This window comes from Acinetobacter sp. USHLN143 (genome assembly GCF_037145695.1).
GTDB lineage: Bacteria > Pseudomonadota > Gammaproteobacteria > Pseudomonadales > Moraxellaceae > Acinetobacter > Acinetobacter fasciculus.
Window position 1 is genome coordinate 1 of the sequence record NZ_JBBCWZ010000041.1, and the last position, 20,468, is coordinate 20,468.

General features: G+C 42.8%; 24 protein-coding genes. 9 read left to right on the forward strand and 15 right to left on the reverse strand.

Going from position 1 to position 20,468, the window contains the following annotated elements:
* Positions 1-409 precede the first annotated feature (409 nt).
* The 4 genes from WFH18_RS11075 to ftsY all read right to left on the reverse strand — a co-directional run bounded on the left by WFH18_RS11075 (position 410) and on the right by ftsY (position 3,991).
* Positions 410-1,024 (reverse strand): DUF2057 family protein, encoded by a 615-nt coding sequence (locus WFH18_RS11075; protein WP_004282324.1) that lies wholly within the window; start codon positions 1,022-1,024, stop codon positions 410-412.
* Between the two features lie 206 nt (positions 1,025-1,230).
* Positions 1,231-1,824, reverse strand: coding sequence for a nitroreductase family protein (locus WFH18_RS11080; protein ID WP_004278677.1), 594 nt, complete (start codon positions 1,822-1,824; stop codon positions 1,231-1,233).
* Positions 1,825-2,020: 196 nt separating this feature from the next.
* Positions 2,021-2,710 (reverse strand): nitroreductase family protein, encoded by a 690-nt coding sequence (locus WFH18_RS11085; RefSeq protein WP_039901820.1) that lies wholly within the window; start codon positions 2,708-2,710, stop codon positions 2,021-2,023.
* A 177-nt stretch (positions 2,711-2,887) separates the two neighbouring features.
* Positions 2,888-3,991 (reverse strand): signal recognition particle-docking protein FtsY, encoded by a 1,104-nt coding sequence (gene ftsY / locus WFH18_RS11090; protein ID WP_004278679.1) that lies wholly within the window; start codon positions 3,989-3,991, stop codon positions 2,888-2,890.
* A gap of 177 nt (positions 3,992-4,168) precedes the next feature.
* On the opposite strand from ftsY, the gene WFH18_RS11095 reads away from it, so the two are divergent.
* Both WFH18_RS11095 and WFH18_RS11100 read left to right on the forward strand, forming a co-directional pair.
* The gene (locus tag WFH18_RS11095) at positions 4,169-5,578 is read left to right on the forward strand and encodes a M16 family metallopeptidase (protein WP_336754866.1); all 1,410 of its coding nucleotides are present in this window, start codon (positions 4,169-4,171) and stop codon (positions 5,576-5,578) included.
* On the forward strand, positions 5,578-7,152 hold the full coding sequence (locus tag WFH18_RS11100) for a M16 family metallopeptidase (RefSeq protein ID WP_005100082.1): 1,575 nt from the start codon (positions 5,578-5,580) through the stop codon (positions 7,150-7,152). Before WFH18_RS11095 ends, WFH18_RS11100 begins: the two co-directional genes overlap by 1 nt.
* Here WFH18_RS11100 and WFH18_RS11105 read toward each other — a convergent pair.
* Both WFH18_RS11105 and WFH18_RS11110 read right to left on the reverse strand, forming a co-directional pair.
* Positions 7,076-7,399 carry a hypothetical protein gene (locus WFH18_RS11105; RefSeq protein WP_004731236.1) on the reverse strand — a complete coding sequence of 108 codons (324 nt, stop codon included), beginning with the start codon at positions 7,397-7,399 and terminating at the stop codon, positions 7,076-7,078. The two genes, WFH18_RS11100 and WFH18_RS11105, sit on opposite strands and share 77 nt — an antisense overlap.
* A 98-nt stretch (positions 7,400-7,497) precedes the next feature.
* Positions 7,498-7,857 carry a hypothetical protein gene (locus WFH18_RS11110; protein ID WP_004278683.1) on the reverse strand — a complete coding sequence of 120 codons (360 nt, stop codon included), beginning with the start codon at positions 7,855-7,857 and terminating at the stop codon, positions 7,498-7,500.
* Between the two features lie 224 nt (positions 7,858-8,081).
* On the opposite strand from WFH18_RS11110, the gene WFH18_RS11115 reads away from it, so the two are divergent.
* From WFH18_RS11115 to WFH18_RS11125, 3 genes are all read left to right on the forward strand, one after another.
* Positions 8,082-8,315 carry a hypothetical protein gene (locus WFH18_RS11115; RefSeq protein ID WP_004278686.1) on the forward strand — a complete coding sequence of 78 codons (234 nt, stop codon included), beginning with the start codon at positions 8,082-8,084 and terminating at the stop codon, positions 8,313-8,315.
* A gap of 151 nt (positions 8,316-8,466) precedes the next feature.
* Positions 8,467-8,847, forward strand: a complete 381-nt coding sequence (locus tag WFH18_RS11120) for a DUF2750 domain-containing protein (RefSeq protein ID WP_004278687.1) — start codon at positions 8,467-8,469, stop codon at positions 8,845-8,847.
* 104 nt (positions 8,848-8,951) lie between these two features.
* On the forward strand, positions 8,952-9,383 hold the full coding sequence (locus WFH18_RS11125) for a CBS domain-containing protein (protein ID WP_004278688.1): 432 nt from the start codon (positions 8,952-8,954) through the stop codon (positions 9,381-9,383).
* A gap of 128 nt (positions 9,384-9,511) precedes the next feature.
* Here the strand turns inward: WFH18_RS11125 and trpB are convergent, their stop codons facing one another.
* The 9 genes from trpB to WFH18_RS11170 all read right to left on the reverse strand — a co-directional run bounded on the left by trpB (position 9,512) and on the right by WFH18_RS11170 (position 17,218).
* Positions 9,512-10,720, reverse strand: a complete 1,209-nt coding sequence (gene trpB / locus WFH18_RS11130; protein WP_004278689.1) for a tryptophan synthase subunit beta — start codon at positions 10,718-10,720, stop codon at positions 9,512-9,514.
* A gap of 107 nt (positions 10,721-10,827) precedes the next feature.
* Complete coding sequence (locus WFH18_RS11135) at positions 10,828-12,015, reverse strand: vWA domain-containing protein (protein ID WP_005262764.1); 1,188 nt, start codon at positions 12,013-12,015, stop codon at positions 10,828-10,830.
* A 13-nt stretch (positions 12,016-12,028) separates the two neighbouring features.
* Positions 12,029-12,880: an AAA family ATPase gene (locus tag WFH18_RS11140; protein WP_005262763.1), complete on the reverse strand. Its 852-nt coding sequence runs from the start codon at positions 12,878-12,880 to the stop codon at positions 12,029-12,031.
* A 20-nt stretch (positions 12,881-12,900) separates the two neighbouring features.
* Positions 12,901-13,284 carry a hypothetical protein gene (locus tag WFH18_RS11145; RefSeq protein ID WP_148334883.1) on the reverse strand — a complete coding sequence of 128 codons (384 nt, stop codon included), beginning with the start codon at positions 13,282-13,284 and terminating at the stop codon, positions 12,901-12,903.
* 21 nt (positions 13,285-13,305) lie between these two features.
* Positions 13,306-13,611: a YcgL domain-containing protein gene (locus WFH18_RS11150; RefSeq protein ID WP_004278695.1), complete on the reverse strand. Its 306-nt coding sequence runs from the start codon at positions 13,609-13,611 to the stop codon at positions 13,306-13,308.
* Positions 13,612-13,741: 130 nt separating this feature from the next.
* On the reverse strand, positions 13,742-14,884 hold the full coding sequence (locus WFH18_RS11155) for a ribonuclease D (RefSeq protein ID WP_005100076.1): 1,143 nt from the start codon (positions 14,882-14,884) through the stop codon (positions 13,742-13,744).
* Between the two features lie 178 nt (positions 14,885-15,062).
* On the reverse strand, positions 15,063-15,659 hold the full coding sequence (gene recR, locus WFH18_RS11160) for a recombination mediator RecR (RefSeq protein WP_005100074.1): 597 nt from the start codon (positions 15,657-15,659) through the stop codon (positions 15,063-15,065).
* Positions 15,660-15,672: 13 nt separating this feature from the next.
* Positions 15,673-16,002 (reverse strand): YbaB/EbfC family nucleoid-associated protein, encoded by a 330-nt coding sequence (locus WFH18_RS11165; protein WP_004278699.1) that lies wholly within the window; start codon positions 16,000-16,002, stop codon positions 15,673-15,675.
* A gap of 28 nt (positions 16,003-16,030) precedes the next feature.
* The gene (locus tag WFH18_RS11170) at positions 16,031-17,218 is read right to left on the reverse strand and encodes an O-succinylhomoserine sulfhydrylase (protein ID WP_005100072.1); all 1,188 of its coding nucleotides are present in this window, start codon (positions 17,216-17,218) and stop codon (positions 16,031-16,033) included.
* Between the two features lie 142 nt (positions 17,219-17,360).
* Here WFH18_RS11170 and WFH18_RS11175 point away from each other — a divergent pair, with 142 nt between their 5' ends.
* The 4 genes from WFH18_RS11175 (at position 17,361) to WFH18_RS11190 (ending at position 20,193) form a co-directional block, all read left to right on the forward strand.
* Positions 17,361-18,458, forward strand: a complete 1,098-nt coding sequence (locus WFH18_RS11175; RefSeq protein WP_005100070.1) for an alpha/beta fold hydrolase — start codon at positions 17,361-17,363, stop codon at positions 18,456-18,458.
* Between the two features lie 61 nt (positions 18,459-18,519).
* Positions 18,520-19,392, forward strand: a complete 873-nt coding sequence (locus WFH18_RS11180; protein WP_005100067.1) for an NAD(P)-dependent oxidoreductase — start codon at positions 18,520-18,522, stop codon at positions 19,390-19,392.
* 86 nt (positions 19,393-19,478) lie between these two features.
* Positions 19,479-19,748, forward strand: a complete 270-nt coding sequence (locus tag WFH18_RS11185) for a YARHG domain-containing protein (protein ID WP_004278704.1) — start codon at positions 19,479-19,481, stop codon at positions 19,746-19,748.
* Between the two features lie 31 nt (positions 19,749-19,779).
* Positions 19,780-20,193: an HIT family protein gene (locus WFH18_RS11190; RefSeq protein ID WP_004278705.1), complete on the forward strand. Its 414-nt coding sequence runs from the start codon at positions 19,780-19,782 to the stop codon at positions 20,191-20,193.
* Positions 20,194-20,468: the final 275 nt, after the last annotated feature.

Below are 20,468 nucleotides of genomic sequence, written 5' to 3' on the forward strand. Positions count from 1 at the left end.
CTCAAATAAACTTCGAGTAATTTCTACCATCAATCAATGAAAATAATTTCGATCAATCAACCAGTAAAAATCCACACAAGTTGTTCTTCATAATCTCTTAATGATCTTCTTAAAACCTCGTCAGTTTCAAGCTCCAACCCAATTATTTAACGTTTCGTTTCATGCATTGCGTTGGTGTGCTGCGTATTCTATACAGTTTCAAAACGAGCGCAAGGGATTTTCTTAAAAATATCCAAAAAAACCAACCATACGTTTATTTTTTAATCTAAAAAGCTATTTTTAACACTTTTTTTGCGTTTTTCTAGCTAATTCCGCATGAAAAGTTTAAGCAAATGTTAATTTTCCAGCCCTCATCTCATAAAAAAAGATCACCCTAATGGTGATCTTTTTGATTCTTCATCAAAATATTTTAATTTGCCTGCTCAGCCAGCCAAGTCATAAATTTTTGACGCTCAGCTTTAGAAGCCTTTTGCCATAATTGAATCAGCTGCTGATCATTCTGGTCTGCTGACTGAGTATATACAGCTGCCGGTTGATGAACTGGTGTCGCAACTTGAGTCGTCATATCTAATTTTTTAGTCAACACGCGATTTCCAAACCATGGTTTCGCTGCATCTTTAGCGCCCGTCTGCTGGACTAGGAGCTGATTTTTTGCATCATATAGCCCAATAATGGGCTGATTTTTATATTTTTGCGCTGCATCAAAATCTTTAGGCGCCTGAATAAGTGCTAAACGGTAAGTTTCACCATCTTTAAGGCTTGGTGTTTTTACCGTAACCACACCTGACTTTAAAATGTCATGTGAATTGTCTGAATGCTGGAAAAATTCGTTATAGCGTACGCTGATCGCATTTACACCTGCATCCAAGCTATAAGTCTGATTAGAACGTAATAGACCCGAGTTCACCTCTTGATCATTTACGGCAACAATTTTTATTTCTTCAGGTACTGTGACGGTCACTGCCGAAAAAACTGGTGTGCTAAACAGAAACACTGCTGCAGTTGCCGCAATACGTAAACCCATATCCTTTACTCATTTTTGGTTGTTTATTAAAAATTAGCTGCACTATGCCGCGTCTAAATGACAATCTTATGACAAAGGCTGGAGCGATACAGCCTGTGTTCTTAGCATTTATTTGGCTAAATATACCCCATCATATTCAAATACAACTCTAAGACATAAAAAAAAGAAGCATCAAATTGCTTCTTTTTTTTATGATCTAAAATCATTTATGCAAAAGTCTTAAAGCGCTCTGCATCATCCATAAAGGTTTTTTCACCTGCAGGAGCTTCAATCGAACCAAATACCAGTTGAGCGCGAAGTTTCCAGTGAGATGGAATCTCGAAAGTTTGTGCGACTTCTTCATCAATAATTGGATTGTAGTGCTGTAATGAAGCACCAATATTTCTTTCTGCCAAAGCGGTCCAGGTTGCAAACTGTGCAATAGCAGAAGAATGCTCAGACCAGACCGGGAAGTTATCGGCATAAAGTGCAAACTGCTCCTGCATCGACTTCACCACGTTCTGGTCTTCATAAAACAGTGCGGTACCATAACCTGCAGCAAAAGCATTGATCTTGCTATTGGTTGATTCAAATGCATCTGCTGAAACCAGATCACGTAAAGTTTCACGTACAATATGCCAGAAAGTATCATGTGATTGACCAAATAAAATCACCACACGCGAGGTTTGCGAGTTAAAAGATGACGGACTGTGCTTCACCGCATCTTTAATGATTTTCTCAATTTCTGCTTGATCCAGCTCTACATTTTTTCCAATTGAATAAATGCTACGGCGTTGTTTGATTTGATCTAAAAATGCCATGAATTCACCTCTATATATTTTGATTATTAAAAAATCGATAAAGTCATACTACGTGCTTTAAGCACCCAAGACAGGTGCATTTCGATAACAATGTGTTTTATTTATAGAACAATCAGATTTAGATCTGGGTAGCGTATTTGTATCTGATTTTATCCGCAGCTTCCATGCTGTCACATATAAAGTTCTCTATAAACTTTTAATTAAATACTTTGAAACGGTGCTGATCCGGTTTTTGTAATTTTGCTTCTACTGTTTGTTCAATTGACCCAAAGCAAAGTTGTGCGCGTAATAACCAGTTCTTTTCAATCTGAAAATGCTCTGCGACCCTTTCATCAATCAGTGGATTATAATGTTGCAAGGATGCTCCCAAACCAGAATCTGCCAGCGTCATCCACACAGCAAATTGCGCCATACCGGAAGTTTGTTCCGACCACGCTGGAAAATCCTCACTATTTAATGGCATTTTCTTTTGCAATTGTTGAATCACGGCTTGATCTTCATAAAACAAAACCGTGCCATAGGCAGCAGCACATTGATTCAACTTGATTTCCATCCCTTCGTAAATATATGCCGGCATATGCTGACGCTGTACCTGTTTCACAATTTCCCAGAATTGATGATGAGAATCTGCGAATAACACCACAATGCGCGTAGTTTGAGAATCATAAGCCGAAGGACAACTCCGCACTGCTTCCTGAATGATTTCGCCAAGATAAGCCTGACTAGAATGTACCCGCTTACCGAGTTGATCGATACTACGGCGCTTTTTCAATTGATCGACAAAAGTCAATTCTAAATCATCATTCAGTTTATTTTTTCTTGAAAATTTAAAATCCTTGGTTATATCGCTTGTTAATACCTGACCAATCTTATTTAGCAATGCCATTTTCTACCCCACAAAAAACAAGCCAAATCAGCTTAGAGAATCCCCTATAATTATAAGGCCTTTATTAAGATAGGCAGATTTAGTGGTGGTTTTACTGTCGGTTTTTACAACACTCGAACTGGCTAAAAACAATAAACTCCGCACTTGGCGGAGTTTATGTGAAGCATTGCGCATTATTTATTTTTCAGTTTCAAATAATGCAGCAACAAAAGATTTGGCAGAGAATGGACGCAAGTCATCAATTTTTTCACCGACACCAATAAAGCGAATCGGCACATGAGTACGACTGGCGATATTAAACAGTACACCACCTTTGGCAGTCCCATCAAGTTTGGTAATAGTTAAGCCCGTCAAGCCTACCGCCTCATCAAACATCTCGACCTGATTAATGGCATTCTGGCCAGTACCGGCATCGACCACCAACATCACTTCATGCGGTGCAGTGGCATCAATTTTCTGCATCACACGTTTTACTTTAGTCAATTCCTGCATCAAATGGCCTTTGTTATGCAAACGACCCGCTGTGTCTGCAATCAATACATCTACACCTTTGGCACGCGCACTTTCAAAAGCATCGAAAATCACTGAAGCTGAGTCAGCACCATGACCCTGAGCAACAACCGCAATATTATTACGCTCACCCCAGATCTGTAGCTGTTCAGTTGCAGCCGCACGGAAAGTATCACCTGCTGCCAACATGACGGTCTTGCCTTCACCTTGCAAACGTTTTGCCAGCTTGCCAATGGTAGTCGTTTTACCGACACCATTTACACCAACCACCAGAATCACATAAGGCGATTTGTTTGGATCAATGTGCAGCGGTTTTACCCGTGGTGCTAATAAAGCCACCAGTTCTTCCTGAAGCGCTTTATAGAGTGAATGCGAGTAGATCAAATCACCACGTGCCGTACGTTCAGTCAGGTTAGCGATAATGGTCTTGGTTGCTTCCACGCCAATATCTGCTACCAGAAGCTGCTCTTCGACTTCTTCTAATAATTCATCATCAATTTCTTTACCACCGATCAGGATATTTACCATCCCATCGGCAAGGTTTTTACGGGTTTTGGTTAAACCCACTTTCATACGGCTAAAGAAGCCACCTTTCGCCGCAGAATCTTCATTTTCAGTTTCTGTTTCGACAGGTGCAGAAACTACAGCTGTTTCGCTTGGCGTTTCTACGATAGGCACATTGACCGCAGGTAAGCTCGGTAATGTGACATCATCATCTCCGATATCAGCATCAATCAAAAATTTGTTTTGCCCATTAGATTGCTGTTGCATGCCGAATCCTTGAAAAGCATTGCGTTAAAAACCCAGATTCTACCATAACTTGCCTGCTTTGCAGCTAGCAATGCAAATGCTGGACAAACATACCAAAAAGCTACAGCTCTCGGTTGCTTTCAAGCACGCATTTATTAAAAATAACTCTAAATACAAACGCCTATTTCAGGAGATCTAGTGTTCATCACCTTTTTGACTATCTCCTCTTTCTCGCAAATGATCAAACAGACGCTTTATCCACTCGGTGCAGCAGTCTTGCTTAGCCTGAGTTTTAACTCGGTTCAGGCACAAACCCGAAGCGAATTGTCACGGACTACTTTTGAAACCACTTTAAGTAACGGTTTAAAAGTCATTATTCGGGAAGACCATCGTGCGCCCATGGTAATGACACAAATTTGGTACAAAGTCGGCAGTAGTGATGAATCCGGAAATATTCTGGGGGTATCACATGCGCTTGAACATATGATGTTCAAAGGCACTCATAAAGTGCCAAATGACGAATTTACCCGTCTGAGCCGGATTTATGGCGGCAGTATCAATGCGGCCACCTTTACCAATTACACCAATTATTATCAGCTGTATCCTAAGGCCTATTTTCCTATGGCCCTGGAACTTGAGTCTGACCGTATGAGCAATTTATTATTGCGGCAGCAGGACTTCGAGCCAGAAATTAAAGTCGTCATGGAAGAACGGCGCCAGCGTACCGATGACAATCCGCGGGCGCAAGCATTTGAACGGTTTAAATGGGTCAGTTATCCGACCAGTCATTATCGCCAGCCGGTGATTGGACACATGAAAACTCTGAATAATATTCAGTTGAATGATGTCAAAAAATGGTACCGGGATTGGTACAGTCCGAATAATGCCATTCTGGTGATTGTGGGGAATGTAGAATCTGAAGCTGCTTTGGCTCAGGTACAAAAATATTTTGCTGACATTCCCGCACGTCCAACACCGGCGCGCAATGACGTACTGGAGTTTGAGCGTTTGGGTTATCGCCATATGGAGATCAATAGCAATGTTCAAGTGCCCAATCTGTACATGACCTGGAATGTAAAATCCCTCAGCACTGCAAAAAATCCCCAAGATGCTTATGCCTTGACCATTATTCGCAGTCTTTTGGACAGTGGCATTTCTTCGCGTCTGCAAGACCGATTGGTACGTGATCGTAAAATTCTGACCTCTGTCAGCGTTTCTTATGATCCCTATAATCGCGGCGACAGCCTGTTTGGTATTTCTGCCTTACCTGCACCGGGCATCTCTTTGCAAGAAGCACAACAAGCAATTCAGGATGAAGTGGATTTACTTAAAACTACAGCGATGACTCAACAGGAAGTGGATCGTATCAGTACCCGCTTTATTTCCAATTTGATTTATAGTCAGGATGATATTGCCGGACAAGCCAAAATGATTGGCAATCTGGAGGTCAATGGCTTGAGTTATCGCCTGATGGATGAATTACCGAAACACTTTGAAAGTGTCAGCGTTCAGGATATCCAGCGTGTCGCAAACGCCTATTTTGTACGTGAAAATCTCAGCACGCTTTATCTCTCTCCTGAACAAAACACCCAGCAACGGGGATTATAATGCTTCAACTTCGTTCATTTTTGCTTATTTCAATTTTAAGTCTTAGCTCGGCTACCCATGCAGAAAACTATCTGGATCCCCAGCCTAACCAAAATGATAATCCGAGTCAGTTACAGTCTATCCCTTTGCTGCAAAGCTTAAAAAATATTAATCAGCAACGGGATTTTCAGGCGCCTTATATTCATGATCTAAACAATCGCTACAAAGTACGCACGCTGTTTGTTGAAACGCAAGATCTTCCCATGGTAGATATCCAGCTGACCTTTAATGCCGGTTCGGCCCGTGATCAGGAAATTGCCAAAGGCCTATATGGTCTATCCAATATGGCAGCCAAGTTGATGCGTGAAGGAACCGACAAATATAGCGCCAATCAGGTGGCGGAAGTTTTTGACCAAACCGGAGCACAATTCAGCGTACAAGCCTATCGGGATATGTTTGTGGTTCGTCTGCGTACGCTTTCAGACCCGGAAAAACTGGAACCCGCATTGGGCATGCTGATGGAGGTTCTCAAGAATGCATCATTTAAACCGTCCAGCATTAATCTGGCTTTAAGCAATACCCAAGTGGGACAAAAACAGCTGCAGGAAAATCCAAGCCGACTCATGGATATCCGTTTTTATCGTGCCCTATATGGTCAACACCCTTATGCAGAACCAATCACTGGTACCCAAGGCAGTACCAAGAAAATTAACGCAGAATTATTGAAAAAATTTCGTGATCAGTTTTTGGTGGCGCAAAATATGAATATTTCCATTACTGGAAAACTCAGCCCGAAACAGGCACTGGAACTGTCTGAACGCATTGCCGGTAATTTACCCCAAGGGCAAAAAGCAGTGCGATTGCCACAACCTGAAACTCAATCTGGTTTTGAAGTGGTACATCTACCCTATAACTCGTCTCAGGCGCATGTCACCTTTGGGCATTTAGGCCCAACTCGCTTTACTGAAGATAAACTGGCTTTAGAGGTCGCCAATCGCATGTTTGGCGGTAGCGGATTTAATGCGGTATTGATGCAGGAACTGCGGGTGAAACGTGGTTTTACTTATGGCGCTTATAGTTCGTTGAGCTTTAGTCAGGCACCGGGCGTATTCAGCTTTAAGTATTCCACGCGTCAGGATCAACTGCTAGATAGCATTCAGGTCGCACATCAAGCATTTATCAACTTTGTCAGTCAACCTATTGATACTCAGCGTCTGGAAGAAACCAAAGCAGGCATGTTACGTGCTTTTCCTAATAATTACAGCAGTAATGCCACCATTAATGCCCAGCTAGGCAATATAGGTTTTTATAGTGAGCAAACTGATTATTTATCCAGTTATCCAGAACGCTTGGCTAAAATCACAGCGGCAGATGTACAAAATGCAGTGCGCAAGCATTTTCATCCTGATCGCTTAACCCTGGTCGTTGTCAATAAAGAACTGGATCAAAATGCTTTGAAAATGCGTTTGGAACAGAATTTAATGGATGCCAATTATTACTTACCAACAAATCCTATGCCTAAGGCATCTCCACAGAGACCGGCGGAAGCTGACGTGCGCGAAGCGATTCCTGCTGATAAGCCTGCATCAATTTAAGGTACTGCCCACGACGGATATGCTGCTGCTCTAACAAGGCGAGTGCCATATCTTGGGTTTGGGGAAGGTTTTGCTGTTTAGACAGTTGTTGAATCTGGGTGACTTGGGAAAGGCTAAGCGGACGATATAAAGCAAATGCGGCTAAAAGTAGAATGACCGCAATAATAAAAATAACCACACTGTTATAAATCTGTTCCAGTTTGATTCTGCTGAAAAATTGGCTTAGTTTTTCTGTATCTATAGACATACACTACCTCAGGTTAGAGGTAGTGTATGGTCGCAGTTACATAAGTTCAAGTCAGCGCACTGAATATTCACAAGAGCTGAATCCTGCTATTTTGGGCATTAATTCATTATTCTAGTAATAATTGTTGAATACAGCACCAATGCAACAACAAGTAATACCAGTGCAATTGCAAATTTACTTAAACCGGCTTCTGCTTCAGGCGGATGTAAGCGATCCTCATCTGCAATGCGGACCAGCTCACCATTATAGAGTTTATAAAACTGCTCACGCTGGTTTTCGTCCAGCGCCCGGGTAAAGTCGTAGACTTCTTTACGTTGTGCCAGCCCATAATCACCTAGATGGGTATATTTACTGAATATAGCTTGATCGAGTTTTTTACGATGCAAATCGGCAAGTTCCATAATTTGACCTGCAGTCGGAGGCATATCAAATTTCACACCATCTAAAGTTCTTGTCATCATGGCCTTCTCCTTATTGTTTGCTATCCATTTACAATGTAGCTTAATAATATTTATAGTTGTGTATAGTTTAATCAGTTAAACTATAACTGAAGTAAACAAATAAAATCGAATAGTTGACTTTTCCATTATTTTGTAATATTAGTTTAACAATACTAATTTATATTTGTATTTAGACTAAATAGTCTATCATGTAATCATAATTAAAATTAAGGAGTTTTTATATGATACAACAACTCTCTCAACACGATCTGGAACATCTGTACGCAGATGCCGTGAATACCATTCAATCGCAAATGAACTTTGCTGATGCGGTAAAACAGCTTGAAGAAGCCGCTCGTGCAGGCCATGGTAAAGCAGCGCTCTTTTTAGCAGAACTTTATTATCAAGGTTTCCGTGTAGAACGAGATTCACTCAAAGCCCAGTACTGGCAAAACATGGCCACCATGCAAGCATAAAGAAACGTCACCTAGGTGGCGTTTTTTTCAGCCCTTTTTTCAATAAATAGCAATCAATACATATTTTCTTACGAATCCTTGCAAAGCTGAAACAGTAATTTCATATAAAGTTCCTAGAATAGAGCCTGAACTCCAATAGCACTTTATTCTAATGAAACCACGAAAAATTATTCAAATTGATCCGATCTGCAAAAACTTTCTGTTAAAGATCACGATGCTTAAATCTTTGATGAATTGTGGCGAGCTATGGGGCGCATATCACCAAGGCTGGGCGATGATGCGTGACCAGGAAGATTGTATCTTTCCATTCTGGCTCAATCCGCTGGATGCTAAAAATTATGCCCAGCAACATTGGCCGGATTACATCCCGCGTAAAATCAATTCTGAAGATTTTGAAAATGCATTATTGCCGACCCTGTCGCGACTGAATGTTACGCCAGCCCTGTTCAACACCAATGGAACCAAACTCAAACTGACTGCTGCACAGATGCGTCATCTGTTTTTTTCGCAACAAAGACTGCACATTGCTTAAATAACATGCTATTTATAAAGACTAAAACCTAAACACTTAGAGATGTTCAGGTTGAATACATACTCTAGGATTAATAATAAATTAACCAATAAGGATGATTAAGCATGACCAATGTGGCACAGGTGCTCAGTGAAAAAATGCATCAAGCTATTTATACCATCCGTCCAGATTCTACCGTTTTAGAGGCCATCACCTTGATGGCGGATAAAGGAATCGGGGCGCTTGTGGTAACCCATGAAGACAATGTGGTGGGGATTTTGTCAGAGCGGGATTACACCCGTAAGATCGCCCTAATGCAAAGAACCTCATTCGACACCACTGTTAACGAGATCATGACCTCTAAAGTGATTACCGTAAATACAGCTACTAGCGTAGAAGACTGCTTATCTTTGATGACTGAACGCCACCTACGCCACTTACCTGTGGTCGAACATGAAAAACTGATCGGTTTGATTTCAATTGGGGATTTGGTCAAAGCGGCCATGGATGACCAACGCAAATTGATTGAACAGTTGCAGCAATATATCTCAGGTTAAAACATCCTCTAGCTTTCTCTAAGGCATTTGAAGATCACTTAAGTGAAACCAAGATAAAGATTTATATGTAATGCATAAAAATCCCGGTACATGTACCGGGATTTTTTATATGAACATTTTGAATACAATCAGTTGAGACCTAATTTTTCTGCAACGTAATCTGAGTCTTTATCACCACGACCTGATAAGTTCACCACAATCTTGGTATCTTTTGGCAATTTACCAGCTTCACGAATGGCCCAAGCTACTGCATGCGAACTTTCTAGTGCAGGCACAATGCCTTCTACGCGTGAAAGGGTCATAAATGCATCCAGACATTCCTGATCGGTCGCAGTCGTATACTCGACCCGACCCAGATCTTTTAACAGACTGTGCTGCGGGCCTACTCCTGGATAGTCCAGACCAGAAGCAATTGAATGCACTGGTAAAGGTTCGCCTTGTTCATCTTCTAGCACATAACAGGCCATCCCGTGTAACTGGCTCGGCTTACCCAAAGTTAATGTTGCTGAGTGCTTGTCAGTATCCAGACCATGACCTGCCGGCTCAACGCCTACCAGTTTCACATCTGGTTCATTTAAAAATGCAGTGAATGCGCCAACTGCATTGGAACCCCCACCGACACAGGCAACAACATAGTCAGGATTTGCACCAAAACGCTCATTGGCCTGAACTTTAATCTCATCACCAATAATCGACTGGAAATCACGTACCATCATCGGGAATGGGTGCGGCCCGACTACCGAACCAATGGCATAGATGTAGTTTTTCGGGTCTTTTAAATATTCTTCAAAAGCACTGTCGACTGCATCTTTGAGTGTGGCTGTACCGCGAGTCACAGAAATCAGCTTGGCACCCAGAATTTTCATCTTGACGACGTTTGGATGCTCTTTTTCAATATCCACTTGCCCCATATGAATTTCACATGGGATACCCACCAAGGCACATGCAGTTGCCAAAGCAACACCATGCTGGCCGGCACCGGTTTCTGCAATGACTTTGGTCTTGCCCATATATTTCGCAAGTAAAGCTTCACCCAGACAATGATTGATCTTGTGCGCCCCGGTATGGTTCAGATCTTCACGTTTCAGATAAATCTGCGCCCCGCCAAGCTGTTCAGAAAGACGTTTGGCATGAAATAAAGGACTTGGGCGACCGACATAATGGGCAAACAGATCTTTCAATTCATTCTGAAACTCTTCAGTCTGACGAATTTCCTGATAGGCCACATTAATATCATCCATGGCCTGTTTCAGATCGGGTGGAATAAACTGACCGCCATACTGACCAAAAAAACCCTCTTCATTCGGTAACGCAATACCATTAATTTGATGAGCCATAATCATGCCTGAAATTTTAAATAAGAGATAATGAGTGACTTTATACTAGAATAATTTGTTTTAAAGCACTAATAACTATAGCTAAAGTCACTTATAGATAAATGGAATTAACGCGCCAGATATTTGGTCATGTCTTCAATGCCTTTCAGCGTCATTGGAAACATATGATTTTCAAATATCTGCTGGATCAGACCAATGGTATGGGTGTAATGCCAGTATTTTTCTTCTTCCGGATTCAGCCAAGCAGTTTTATCAAAATGCTGACGCAGACGCTGTAACCAGACCTGTCCAGCTTCATCATTCATATACTCAACCGAACCACCGACAGAATTCAGCTCATACGGCGCCATACTGGCATCTCCGACCACAATCACGCGGTAATCACGGCCATAGGTATTGAACAAATCCCAGGTATTGATGCGTGAACTGGAACGACGGATATTGTCTTTCCAGACATAGTCATAGAGACAGTTATGGAAATAGAAATATTCCAGGGTCTTGAATTCGGTTTTCGCCGCACTGAACAGCTTTTCACACTGGGCAATATGCGCATCCATCGAACCACCGACATCGAACAGCATTAAAACTTTAATACGGTTACGACGCTCGGGCACCAGTTGCACATCCAGAATGCCCTGCTTGGCCGTTTCACGAATCGTACCATCAATATCCAGCTCTTCGGCTGCACCCTGACGGGCAAACTTACGCAAACGGCGCAATGCCATCTGCATCTGACGGCTACCCAAAATCTGTTCATCATCCAGATTGCGGTATTGACGCTGCTCCCAGACTTTCACCGCAGAACGCTTACGCCCCGGCCCGCCAATACGCACACCTTCGGGATGATCGCCATAGGCACCAAAGGGTGAAGTGCCACCGGTACCAACCATCTTGTTACCGCCCTGATGTTTTTTATGCTGTTCGCGCAGACGCTCTTCCAGCATTTTCATCAGTTCTTCCAGCGATCCGGCCTTTTTCAGCTCTTCGCGCTGCTCCGGGGTCAGATGCTTCTCGAGCAATTCGAGATCGAACCAGTCTTTGGGCAGCTTATGCACCTGATTTAGCAAGTCATCCAGATCAAAGGTCGCGATACCATCAAAATAGTCTTTCATGGCGCGATCGAACTTGTCGAAATAGCGCTCGTCTTTGACCATTACAGTTTTGGCCAGCTGATAGAACTCGTCCTGATCGGCAAAGACCAGACCTGCAGCAACTGCCTGATTCAGGTCAATCAATTCGCGGGTCGATACCGGTACACCGTATTTGCGTAAGGTATAAAACAGTCGCACAAACATGCGTGTTTCTCCCTTAACGACGTGACATAAATGCTAGACGTTCGAGCAACTGCACATCTTGCTCATTCTTGATTAATGCACCGTACAAAGGTGGAATTGCTTTAGATTTATCAGTATTGCGCAGAATATCTTCCGGCATGTCGTCAGCCATGAGTAGACTGAGCCAGTCGATCAGTTCAGACGTTGAAGGTGGTTTTTTTAAACCCGGAATCTGGCGCAATTTAAAGAAAACCTGTAAGGCTTCATTCACCAGTGTGGTCGAGATATTGGCAAAATGCACATCAATGATTTCACGCATGGTGGCTTCATCTGGGAATTCGATGTAATGGAAGAAGCAACGACGCAGGAAAGCATCTGGCAATTCTTTTTCATTATTTGAGGTAATGATCACGATTGGGCGCTGAGTTGCGGTAATGGTCTCGCCTGTCTCGTACACATAGAACGACATTTTATCGAGTTCATGCAGCAAGTCATTTGGAAACTCGATGTCTGCCTTGTCAATTTCATCAATCAGCAGAACACAGCGTTCTTCACTGGTAAATGCTTCCCACAATTTGCCCGGCTTGATGTAGTTCTTGATGTCATAGACACGGTCATCACCCAACTGGCTATCGCGCAAGCGCGATACTGCATCATATTCATACAGACCTTGCTGTGCTTTGGTAGTAGACTTGATGTGCCAGGTGATCAGTTCCAAACCCAGACTTTCTGCAACTTGCTCGGCCAGTAAAGTCTTACCTGTACCCGGCTCCCCTTTGACCAGCAACGGTTTTTGCAAACTGCGTGCAGCTTTCACCGCAAGTTTTAAACTGTCAGTCGCGATGTACTGATCGGTACCTGAAAATTGTTGAATATCAGCAGACATGATTGAACCTTATTTTTTACTTACAGCGGTGAACTTTTCTCGTGAACACGAATATTGCTTTTGTTCGACACATAAGTCGACCAGCAATAGCCAATCACAGATCCGATCCCAATGACAAATAAAATAAGTGACGCATTAATCCAAACCTGGGATTGCTCTTTGGTCAACACCCCAAATAACAGACCGAAGATCGCAGGTGCAATAGAAGCATTCGCCCCCTCAGATATCGTCGGTGTCAACAGAATGGCAAAGGCCACAATCCACAAAAAACCGCCCATAGGTTTAGGTAGACGTTTGGTTACGCCATACCAGCACCATAAAGCAATCAGGCTGCCGAGCAAATAAACTGCTACGGCAATGCTCTGTTCAGGAATTGAGTCTAATACAGCCACATAACCATTCATTTCACAACTCCTGAATTAACATTAAGCACCGCGTAAACCTTCTGGTGCGACCGCATTTGGATCAATCAAGCCCTCTGGCGGCATTTGCAGGAAGAAACCGCGAGTTTCAATAGAATCCATAACATGCAAGACATTGGCACGTGCCAGTTTACGTGATTCACTTAATTCAAGATGCATGACAAAAGTCGCACGTCCAAATGCTGCCTGCACTGCTTCAGTTAATACACTTAAAGGCTCGAATGTTTCAGCTTCGCTTTCATTCGCAGGACGCGCCACATACAGATACATTTCACTTTTTTTGCTGGATTTGTAGATAGACACTTGCATATTTCAAACGACTTTTCTGGAAAAACAACCGCAAGGATACATCAAAAAAAAGACAGAAACATTAGCCACGTCTCATGCATCAGTCGTGATTTTGTATAATTGCTTTTTCTTTAACCAATCCTGCAGCCAATCACTCGCTGACTTTCATCTGGGTAGACAGATAAGATTCATCCTGATGCAATACCTGAATCAGTGGCTGAGTTAATAACTCATAGCGCCAGCCGAGTAGATAATCCGGCAGATCCTGCTCGTCCTTATGGAAAACCACATGTTGATACAAGGCATTCAGCCATTTCTTACGCATCAGGACTTCTTTCGGAATTGAAGTTTCATTGACTACATTCTGAATAATTGAATCAATTTTTTCACCAATATCTTTGGAAGAGTGGCGAATTGGACGTGCCAGACGTAAAGGCCAATTTGCCGGCTCCGGCAGGAATTTCAGTAAATCTAAAATGGTTTTACCATGCTCACGAACCACATTCGAACGAATGTCTTTCACATGACTCAGCTGGAAATTATTGCGCGGGAATTTTTCCACCAGATCAATCATGCTGGCATTTTTTAAAATGAAACTGCGTGGCTGATTCAGTGCTTTGGCAATCTGATCACGCCAGACCATTAATTGCTGCAATTGCATCAGCTGACGGCGTGAATGCCGGTAATTTCCGACATCCTGATACAACAAGGCAGTTGGGGTATCTTCGCCAATTTCCTGAGTCAGAAACCGGCAATCTTGCAAGGCAAAATCCAGCAGATCTTTCGAATCTAGATCCTGTTTAATTTTCTCTGACAGTTGCACCAGATAATGCACATCATTGGCAGCATAGAGCAACTGTTCGGAACTGAGTGGACGCGCCAACCAGTCAGAACGGGTCTGGTCTTTTTCGATATCGATTTCCAGCATCTGCTTCAGCGCATTTTGATAGCTGACTTGCAGACCATGCCCCAAAAATGACATGCCGACCTGGGTATCAAACACATTACTCAGCGATTTCTTCTGGGTATAGTGATAGATCAGATCGATATCTTCACTACAGGCATGAAAAATATTCTGCTGTGCGTTAAAAATTTTATTAAGGAACTCAGTCAGATCTAGCGTGGTTCCATCCAACAAATAGACCTTATTGTCTACGTTAATCTGAAAAACACCCAGCTTAGGCCATAAGGTATCAACCTTGATAAACTCGGTATCCAGCCCATACACTGAATTCTGATCCATCAGCTTCAGTACATGAGTTAAGTCGTTTTGATGTTGAATAAATTGAAACATAGAACTGAGTCTAAGATTAGATTCTCGATAGATCCATATTAACTGATCTATAGAATTTTTGTATAAAAAATAACGTCAATTCTGCCCTATTTCCTAAAAAATGGCGCTTACTTATCAGGATTTATATTCTAATTAATATCTTTTTTATATTAAAACTAACAAGATATTTAAGCTTAGCTTACTTCATGCGCATCCGGTTATGTACTGCCTGACTCAAGGTATGACTGTCGACATATTCCAGCTCACCACCTTGTGGTACGCCCTGGGCAATTCGGGTCATCTGGATCGGCAAATGCTTACTGGCCTCAACCAGATAATGCGCCGTAGCCTGACCTTCTACCGTGGCATTGGTTGCCAGAATCACTTCTTTCACCTGACCATTGGCCAAACGATGCAATAAGTACGGAATACCGATTTCTTCGGGACCAATACCATCCAGTGGCGATAAATGTCCGCCCAATACATGATATTTACCTCTGAAACTACCACTTTGCTCAATCGCCATGACATCTGCAGGTGATTCCACTACACAGAGCAGTTCATCATCACGATCCAGAGAGCTGCAAATATTGCAGACTTCGTCTTCGGTCAGAGAATGACAGACTGAACATTCATGAATGTGATTGGTTGCCTCAGTCAGCGCATGTGCCAGACCAATAGCACCCTCACGATTTTTCATGATCATATGCAATGCCATACGTTGAGCCGATTTTGGCCCAACGCTTGGCAAAATGCGTAATGCTTGAACGAGTTGATCAAAACGATCACTAAACATTGCGCATTCTTCCTTAGAACATACCTGCAAGACCAGGCGGTAAACCCATGCCTGAGTTCGCTGCTTTCATTCTTTCGTCAGATACCACTTCTGCCTGACGTGCTGCATCATTCATTGCAGCTGCAATCAGGTCCTCGATCATGTCTGGATCATCCTGAAGTAATTCAGGATTGATTTCGATACGCTTCACTACGTTACGGCAAGTCATGGTTACTTTCACCAGACCGCCACCCGCCTCGGCATGCACTTCAGTTTGCGCAAGCTCTTCTTTGGCTTTTTTTACGTTGTTTTCAACTTCTTTCTGCATGCGCTGAGCTTGCTGCATCAACATGTTAATGTTCATAAATATCTCCGAACATAAATTTATAAAATTAAATCAGGTCTAAACCGCGACGAATATCCTGGATAATATCACCAATCTCTTCCAAACCAACAGATACGCGAATTAAACCTTCACGAATACCAGCGGCTTCTTTGGCTTCAGGCGACAATTTACCGTGTGTCGTGGTCGCCGGATGGGTAATAGTCGATTTTACATCGCCCAGATTGCCGGTAATCGAAATAAACTGGGTATTGTCAATGACAGTCCACGCTTCCTCACGGCCACCTTTGACTTCAAAAGACACAATACCACCAAAACCGCTCTGCTGTTTTGCTGCCAGTTCATGACCGACATGCTCAGGCAGGCCCGCATAATATACTTTTTCTACTTTTGGATGCTGATTCAAAAATTCAGCCAGTTGCTGAGCACTTGCTGAATGTTCACGCATACGCAAACGTAGTGTCTCCAAGCCTTTCAGGAAGACCCAAGCATTGAATGGGCTCATTGACGGGCCTGTGGTACGCACGTAGCCGAAGATTTCTTCTAGTAACTTGTGATTACCTACGACAGCACCACCCAAGGCGCGGCCCTGACCATCCAGATATTTAGTCGCAGAATACACTACCAGGTCTGCACCAAATTTGATTGGTTGTTGTAACACCGGTGTACAGAAGCTGTTATCAATCGCCAGTAAAGCATCATTGGCATGCGCAATATCAGCGAGTCCCTGTATATCGGCTACTTCCGCTAAAGGATTCGATGGAGATTCAACAAAGAGAATTTTTGTTTCAGGCTTGATGGCATTTTTCCATGCATCAAGATCGGTCAAATCAACGAAATCAACGCTGACGCCAAATTTTGCGACATATTTTTCAAACATGGAAACCGTAGAGCCGAAGACAGCACGTGAACAGATCACATGATCACCCGCTTTTAAAAAAGCCATCATCACTGCCATAATGGCAGCCATACCTGAACTGGTGGCGACGGCGCGCTCTGCACCTTCAAGTGCAGCTAGACGCTTTTCAAACATGGCAACGGTCGGATTGGTAAAGCGAGAATAGATATTGCCCGGTTCCTGGCCTGAGAATTTAGCTGCGGCTTCTGCAGCATTTTCATACACAAAAGACGATGTTAGAAAAATCGGTTCGCCATGCTCACCTTCAAAAGTGCGGGTATGACCGGTACGAATGGCTAAAGTTTCTAATTGGTAAGAAATATCGTCTTGCTGGCTCATCGCTTTACCTCAGCCCTCAGGCTGCCTTTTGTAAAAATTTGCCAACATTTTGAGCGCCTAAGCTATTTCAGGTCAAGGCATAATAAGCGATTATTGCTTAGACTTCGATCAATCCTCCCGCGGATACGGATATTTTATTTACATGATTCAGTTAAAACAAAACTTTCAACGCCAGCAAAAAAAATTGAAACACCTCAGCACCCGGGTGTTTAATGCCTCCTCACTGATCCTGTCGCAAAAAACCCCTTTTGAATATATTGCCGGCACCGAGTTTTGCAAGATTCGTTATTACGCTTCACCTGAGAAAAAATATAAGGAGCCTCTGGTTTTCATCGCACCGTTAGCCATTAATATGGATATCTATGATCTGTATCCTTATCGCTCTCTGGTCAAGCATTTTCAGCATAGCGGTTTTGATGTCTATCTGGTGGAATGGAAACGCTTTAACTTTAAGCACCGTCACCTGAATTTTTTATCTTTTATCGATGCAGCCATTCCTCAATCCATTGAAACCATCTGCAAGCATTCAGGCAGTCAGTTCATTTCCTTACACGGCTGGAGTATGGCTGGGGTGTTTGTCACGCTCTATACAGCCCTGCATTCGCCTGAACATGTCAAGAATCTGATCGTGGTGGGCAGTCCTATCGACAGTTATGCGTCAGGACGTGTCGGCAAACTTTTTTCTACGACCAATAAACTGATTTCTAAAAATAAGAATTTGCAACAGGCCATTCATCAAGGACTGATCCCGAAGCAATATATTCATACGCCGGGTATTGTAAATGCCTTGGGCTTTAAATTACTTGATCCGATTGGCTGGCTAAAAAGCCAGAAGCAGTTTTTGCTGAATCTGGATCATGTCGAAGATGTCTATGAACATGCCACCATGGGGAATTTCCTGAACAAGATGATCGATTATCCGGGCGGGATTAATCAGGACATGGTTCTGCATTTATGGCTGCAAAATCCTTTAAAATACGGTTCTATCACTTTAGATGGTCGTATTGTTGATCTTAAAAATATCAGCTGCTCCCTATTGGTAGGTGCAGGTCAAACCGACCAGATTGTCACAGAACAGTCAGCTAAGCCTTTGATGGAATTGACAAGTAGCCAGGATAAGACGTTTACTCTTATACCGGGTGGTCATCTTGGACTAATGTCGAACCAGAAAACGGCAAATACATTCTGGCCCAAAATGACGACCTGGCTGGTGCAGCGCTCTACACGTCTTGATGTTTAGTGTAGATTCCCCGCACCAGAAAAAATATTAAATAGCTTTAAACATATTCAGAGGGTACAGCATGATTCAGTCAGTGGCATTTATCGGCCTAGGTGCAATGGGTTTTCGTATGGCAGCACATTTACCCAAGCAGTTTGATACGGTCTATGTCTGGAACCGCAGCTTTAACAAAGCAGAGCAACATGCTGCTGAATATGGCACCCAAGCCGTCACACTGGAACAGGCCGTACAGGCAGATGTGATTTTTTCATGCTTGCCAACTAGCGCTGACGTTGAACGACTTCTGGAAAATTTACCGCTTAAATCCGGTTCAGTCTGGGTCGACTGCACCAGTGGTGTACCGGATTCTGCCCAAAAACTGGCAGTACAACTGGCTGAACATGGGGTAATCTTTCTGGATGCACCGGTCAGCGGTCAAACCATTGGCGCTGAAAATGGCACGTTAACTGTGATGGTGGGCGGTAATGCAGAGGGCTATGAACAAGCCCTTCCTGCGATGCAGGCTTTTGGCAAGCTGATCAAGCATGTGGGTGAATCTGGCGCAGGTTTTGCAGTGAAGGCCGTAAATAATATGTTAATGGCTGTAAACCTGTGTGCCGTCGCAGAAGGCTTTACTACACTGAAAGCGCATGGGGTAAACTTGCATGAAGCGCTGGATTGTATTAATGCTTCAAGTGGTAAAAGCATGGTGACTGAAACCGTTTTGCCGCAGCGTATTTTAAACCGCAGTTTTCCTGTAACCTTTGCCCTGCCACTCTTGGCCAAAGATACAGGCATTGCAATCGACCTTGCGCGTGAAGCCAAAATTTCTGCGCCTGTGCTCTCGTTGACCCAGAATCTGATTCAAGCGGCCAGCGATCTGTCGGATAAAAACAGTGATTTTTCCAGTGCTGTGAAAATGTATGAATCATGGAGTAATATTACCATCGAGTAATATCTCGCCATTGAATAATGATAACGAAACCTCATATTGTGACTAGTAGGCAGGCACATATAGTGGATAACCCAGAGGAAACTCTCATGAAGAAATTTTCTGTTGCAGCATTGATTGGCTTTGCAACTTTGTTCGGGGCTTCAACATCGGTTCTTGCATCTGAACAAGAGTGCAAAAAATTAAAAAATGATCATGACGTGATTTATGCGTCTAAAGGTTTCTGTTTCAAAGATCCTGAAGCAAAAGCCAAGTTTGGTAATGACAATTGCTATACAACCAAGCCAAAATTCTCGGAAAAAGAGCAACAACGTCTTGACGCGATCAAAGATCGTCAGAAAGAATTGAACTGTAAATAATTCAGTTTAATGACGCTCAAGGAATATACTTATGACTTATGATGATCAGAATATTTTTGCACGAATTCTACGCGGTGAACTTCCTGCGATAAAAGTGTATGAAGATGACCAGGTTCTTGCATTTATGGACATCATGCCTCAGGCAGAAGGTCATACTCTCGTGGTTCCGAAAACTCCGGCGATCACTTTACTGGATCTACCCCCTGAAGCTGCAGCCTATACGATTCAGATCGTACAGAAAGTTGCAAAAGCCATTGAAAAAGGTTTAGGTGTGGACGGTATCGTGCTGATGCAATTATCAGGGGCCGCAGCGGGTCAGACCGTACCACACGTACATTTCCATCTGGTTCCTACCTCTTTGCACAATCTGGGCAAACATGCAGCACAAATGGGCGACCAGGAAAAAATTAAAGCGCTGGCTGAGAAAATTAAAGCTGCCCTTTAAGCTATTCTTAATACCTAAAAATGGAGCTTCGGCTCCATTTTTTATGTCTGATGTATTGCACCCTGAATTAAGCCACTCAAATATCAGTAAAAGTCACCTAGCCTATTTTTAGGTTTTGCAGCAAACACCGAACTTAGCTGCATTTGCATCAATCCTGCTTACCCCACTCATAATCCTATAAAAAATAAGACAATGATTGTGTTTAATATTTCTGAAATATTTCCTTAATCATATTGACTTATTTGTAATGAATACTTGGCACCAATAGAGCAGTA

Bases quoted from the DNA above. Each gene is read 5' to 3' on its own strand.
- WFH18_RS11115 (WP_004278686.1), top strand. From the start codon at position 8,082: ATGATACAACAACTCTCTCAACACGATCTGGAACATCTGTACGCAGAT.
- WFH18_RS11075 (WP_004282324.1), bottom strand. From the start codon at position 1,024: ATGGGTTTACGTATTGCGGCAACTGCAGCAGTGTTTCTGTTTAGCACA.
- WFH18_RS11180 (WP_005100067.1), top strand. From the start codon at position 18,520: ATGATTCAGTCAGTGGCATTTATCGGCCTAGGTGCAATGGGTTTTCGT.
- WFH18_RS11150 (WP_004278695.1), bottom strand. From the start codon at position 13,611: ATGCAAGTGTCTATCTACAAATCCAGCAAAAAAAGTGAAATGTATCTG.
- trpB (WP_004278689.1), bottom strand. From the start codon at position 10,720: ATGGCTCATCAAATTAATGGTATTGCGTTACCGAATGAAGAGGGTTTT.
- WFH18_RS11125 (WP_004278688.1), top strand. From the start codon at position 8,952: ATGACCAATGTGGCACAGGTGCTCAGTGAAAAAATGCATCAAGCTATT.
- WFH18_RS11140 (WP_005262763.1), bottom strand. From the start codon at position 12,880: ATGTCTGCTGATATTCAACAATTTTCAGGTACCGATCAGTACATCGCG.
- WFH18_RS11190 (WP_004278705.1), top strand. From the start codon at position 19,780: ATGACTTATGATGATCAGAATATTTTTGCACGAATTCTACGCGGTGAA.
- WFH18_RS11170 (WP_005100072.1), bottom strand. From the start codon at position 17,218: ATGAGCCAGCAAGACGATATTTCTTACCAATTAGAAACTTTAGCCATT.
- WFH18_RS11145 (WP_148334883.1), bottom strand. From the start codon at position 13,284: ATGAATGGTTATGTGGCTGTATTAGACTCAATTCCTGAACAGAGCATT.
- WFH18_RS11110 (WP_004278683.1), bottom strand. From the start codon at position 7,857: ATGACAAGAACTTTAGATGGTGTGAAATTTGATATGCCTCCGACTGCA.
- WFH18_RS11080 (WP_004278677.1), bottom strand. From the start codon at position 1,824: ATGGCATTTTTAGATCAAATCAAACAACGCCGTAGCATTTATTCAATT.
- WFH18_RS11135 (WP_005262764.1), bottom strand. From the start codon at position 12,015: ATGTTTGTGCGACTGTTTTATACCTTACGCAAATACGGTGTACCGGTA.
- WFH18_RS11105 (WP_004731236.1), bottom strand. From the start codon at position 7,399: ATGTCTATAGATACAGAAAAACTAAGCCAATTTTTCAGCAGAATCAAA.
- WFH18_RS11175 (WP_005100070.1), top strand. From the start codon at position 17,361: ATGATTCAGTTAAAACAAAACTTTCAACGCCAGCAAAAAAAATTGAAA.
- ftsY (WP_004278679.1), bottom strand. From the start codon at position 3,991: ATGCAACAGCAATCTAATGGGCAAAACAAATTTTTGATTGATGCTGAT.
- recR (WP_005100074.1), bottom strand. From the start codon at position 15,659: ATGTTTAGTGATCGTTTTGATCAACTCGTTCAAGCATTACGCATTTTG.
- WFH18_RS11100 (WP_005100082.1), top strand. From the start codon at position 5,578: ATGCTTCAACTTCGTTCATTTTTGCTTATTTCAATTTTAAGTCTTAGC.
- WFH18_RS11185 (WP_004278704.1), top strand. From the start codon at position 19,479: ATGAAGAAATTTTCTGTTGCAGCATTGATTGGCTTTGCAACTTTGTTC.
- WFH18_RS11120 (WP_004278687.1), top strand. From the start codon at position 8,467: ATGAAACCACGAAAAATTATTCAAATTGATCCGATCTGCAAAAACTTT.
- WFH18_RS11165 (WP_004278699.1), bottom strand. From the start codon at position 16,002: ATGAACATTAACATGTTGATGCAGCAAGCTCAGCGCATGCAGAAAGAA.
- WFH18_RS11085 (WP_039901820.1), bottom strand. From the start codon at position 2,710: ATGGCATTGCTAAATAAGATTGGTCAGGTATTAACAAGCGATATAACC.
- WFH18_RS11155 (WP_005100076.1), bottom strand. From the start codon at position 14,884: ATGTTTCAATTTATTCAACATCAAAACGACTTAACTCATGTACTGAAG.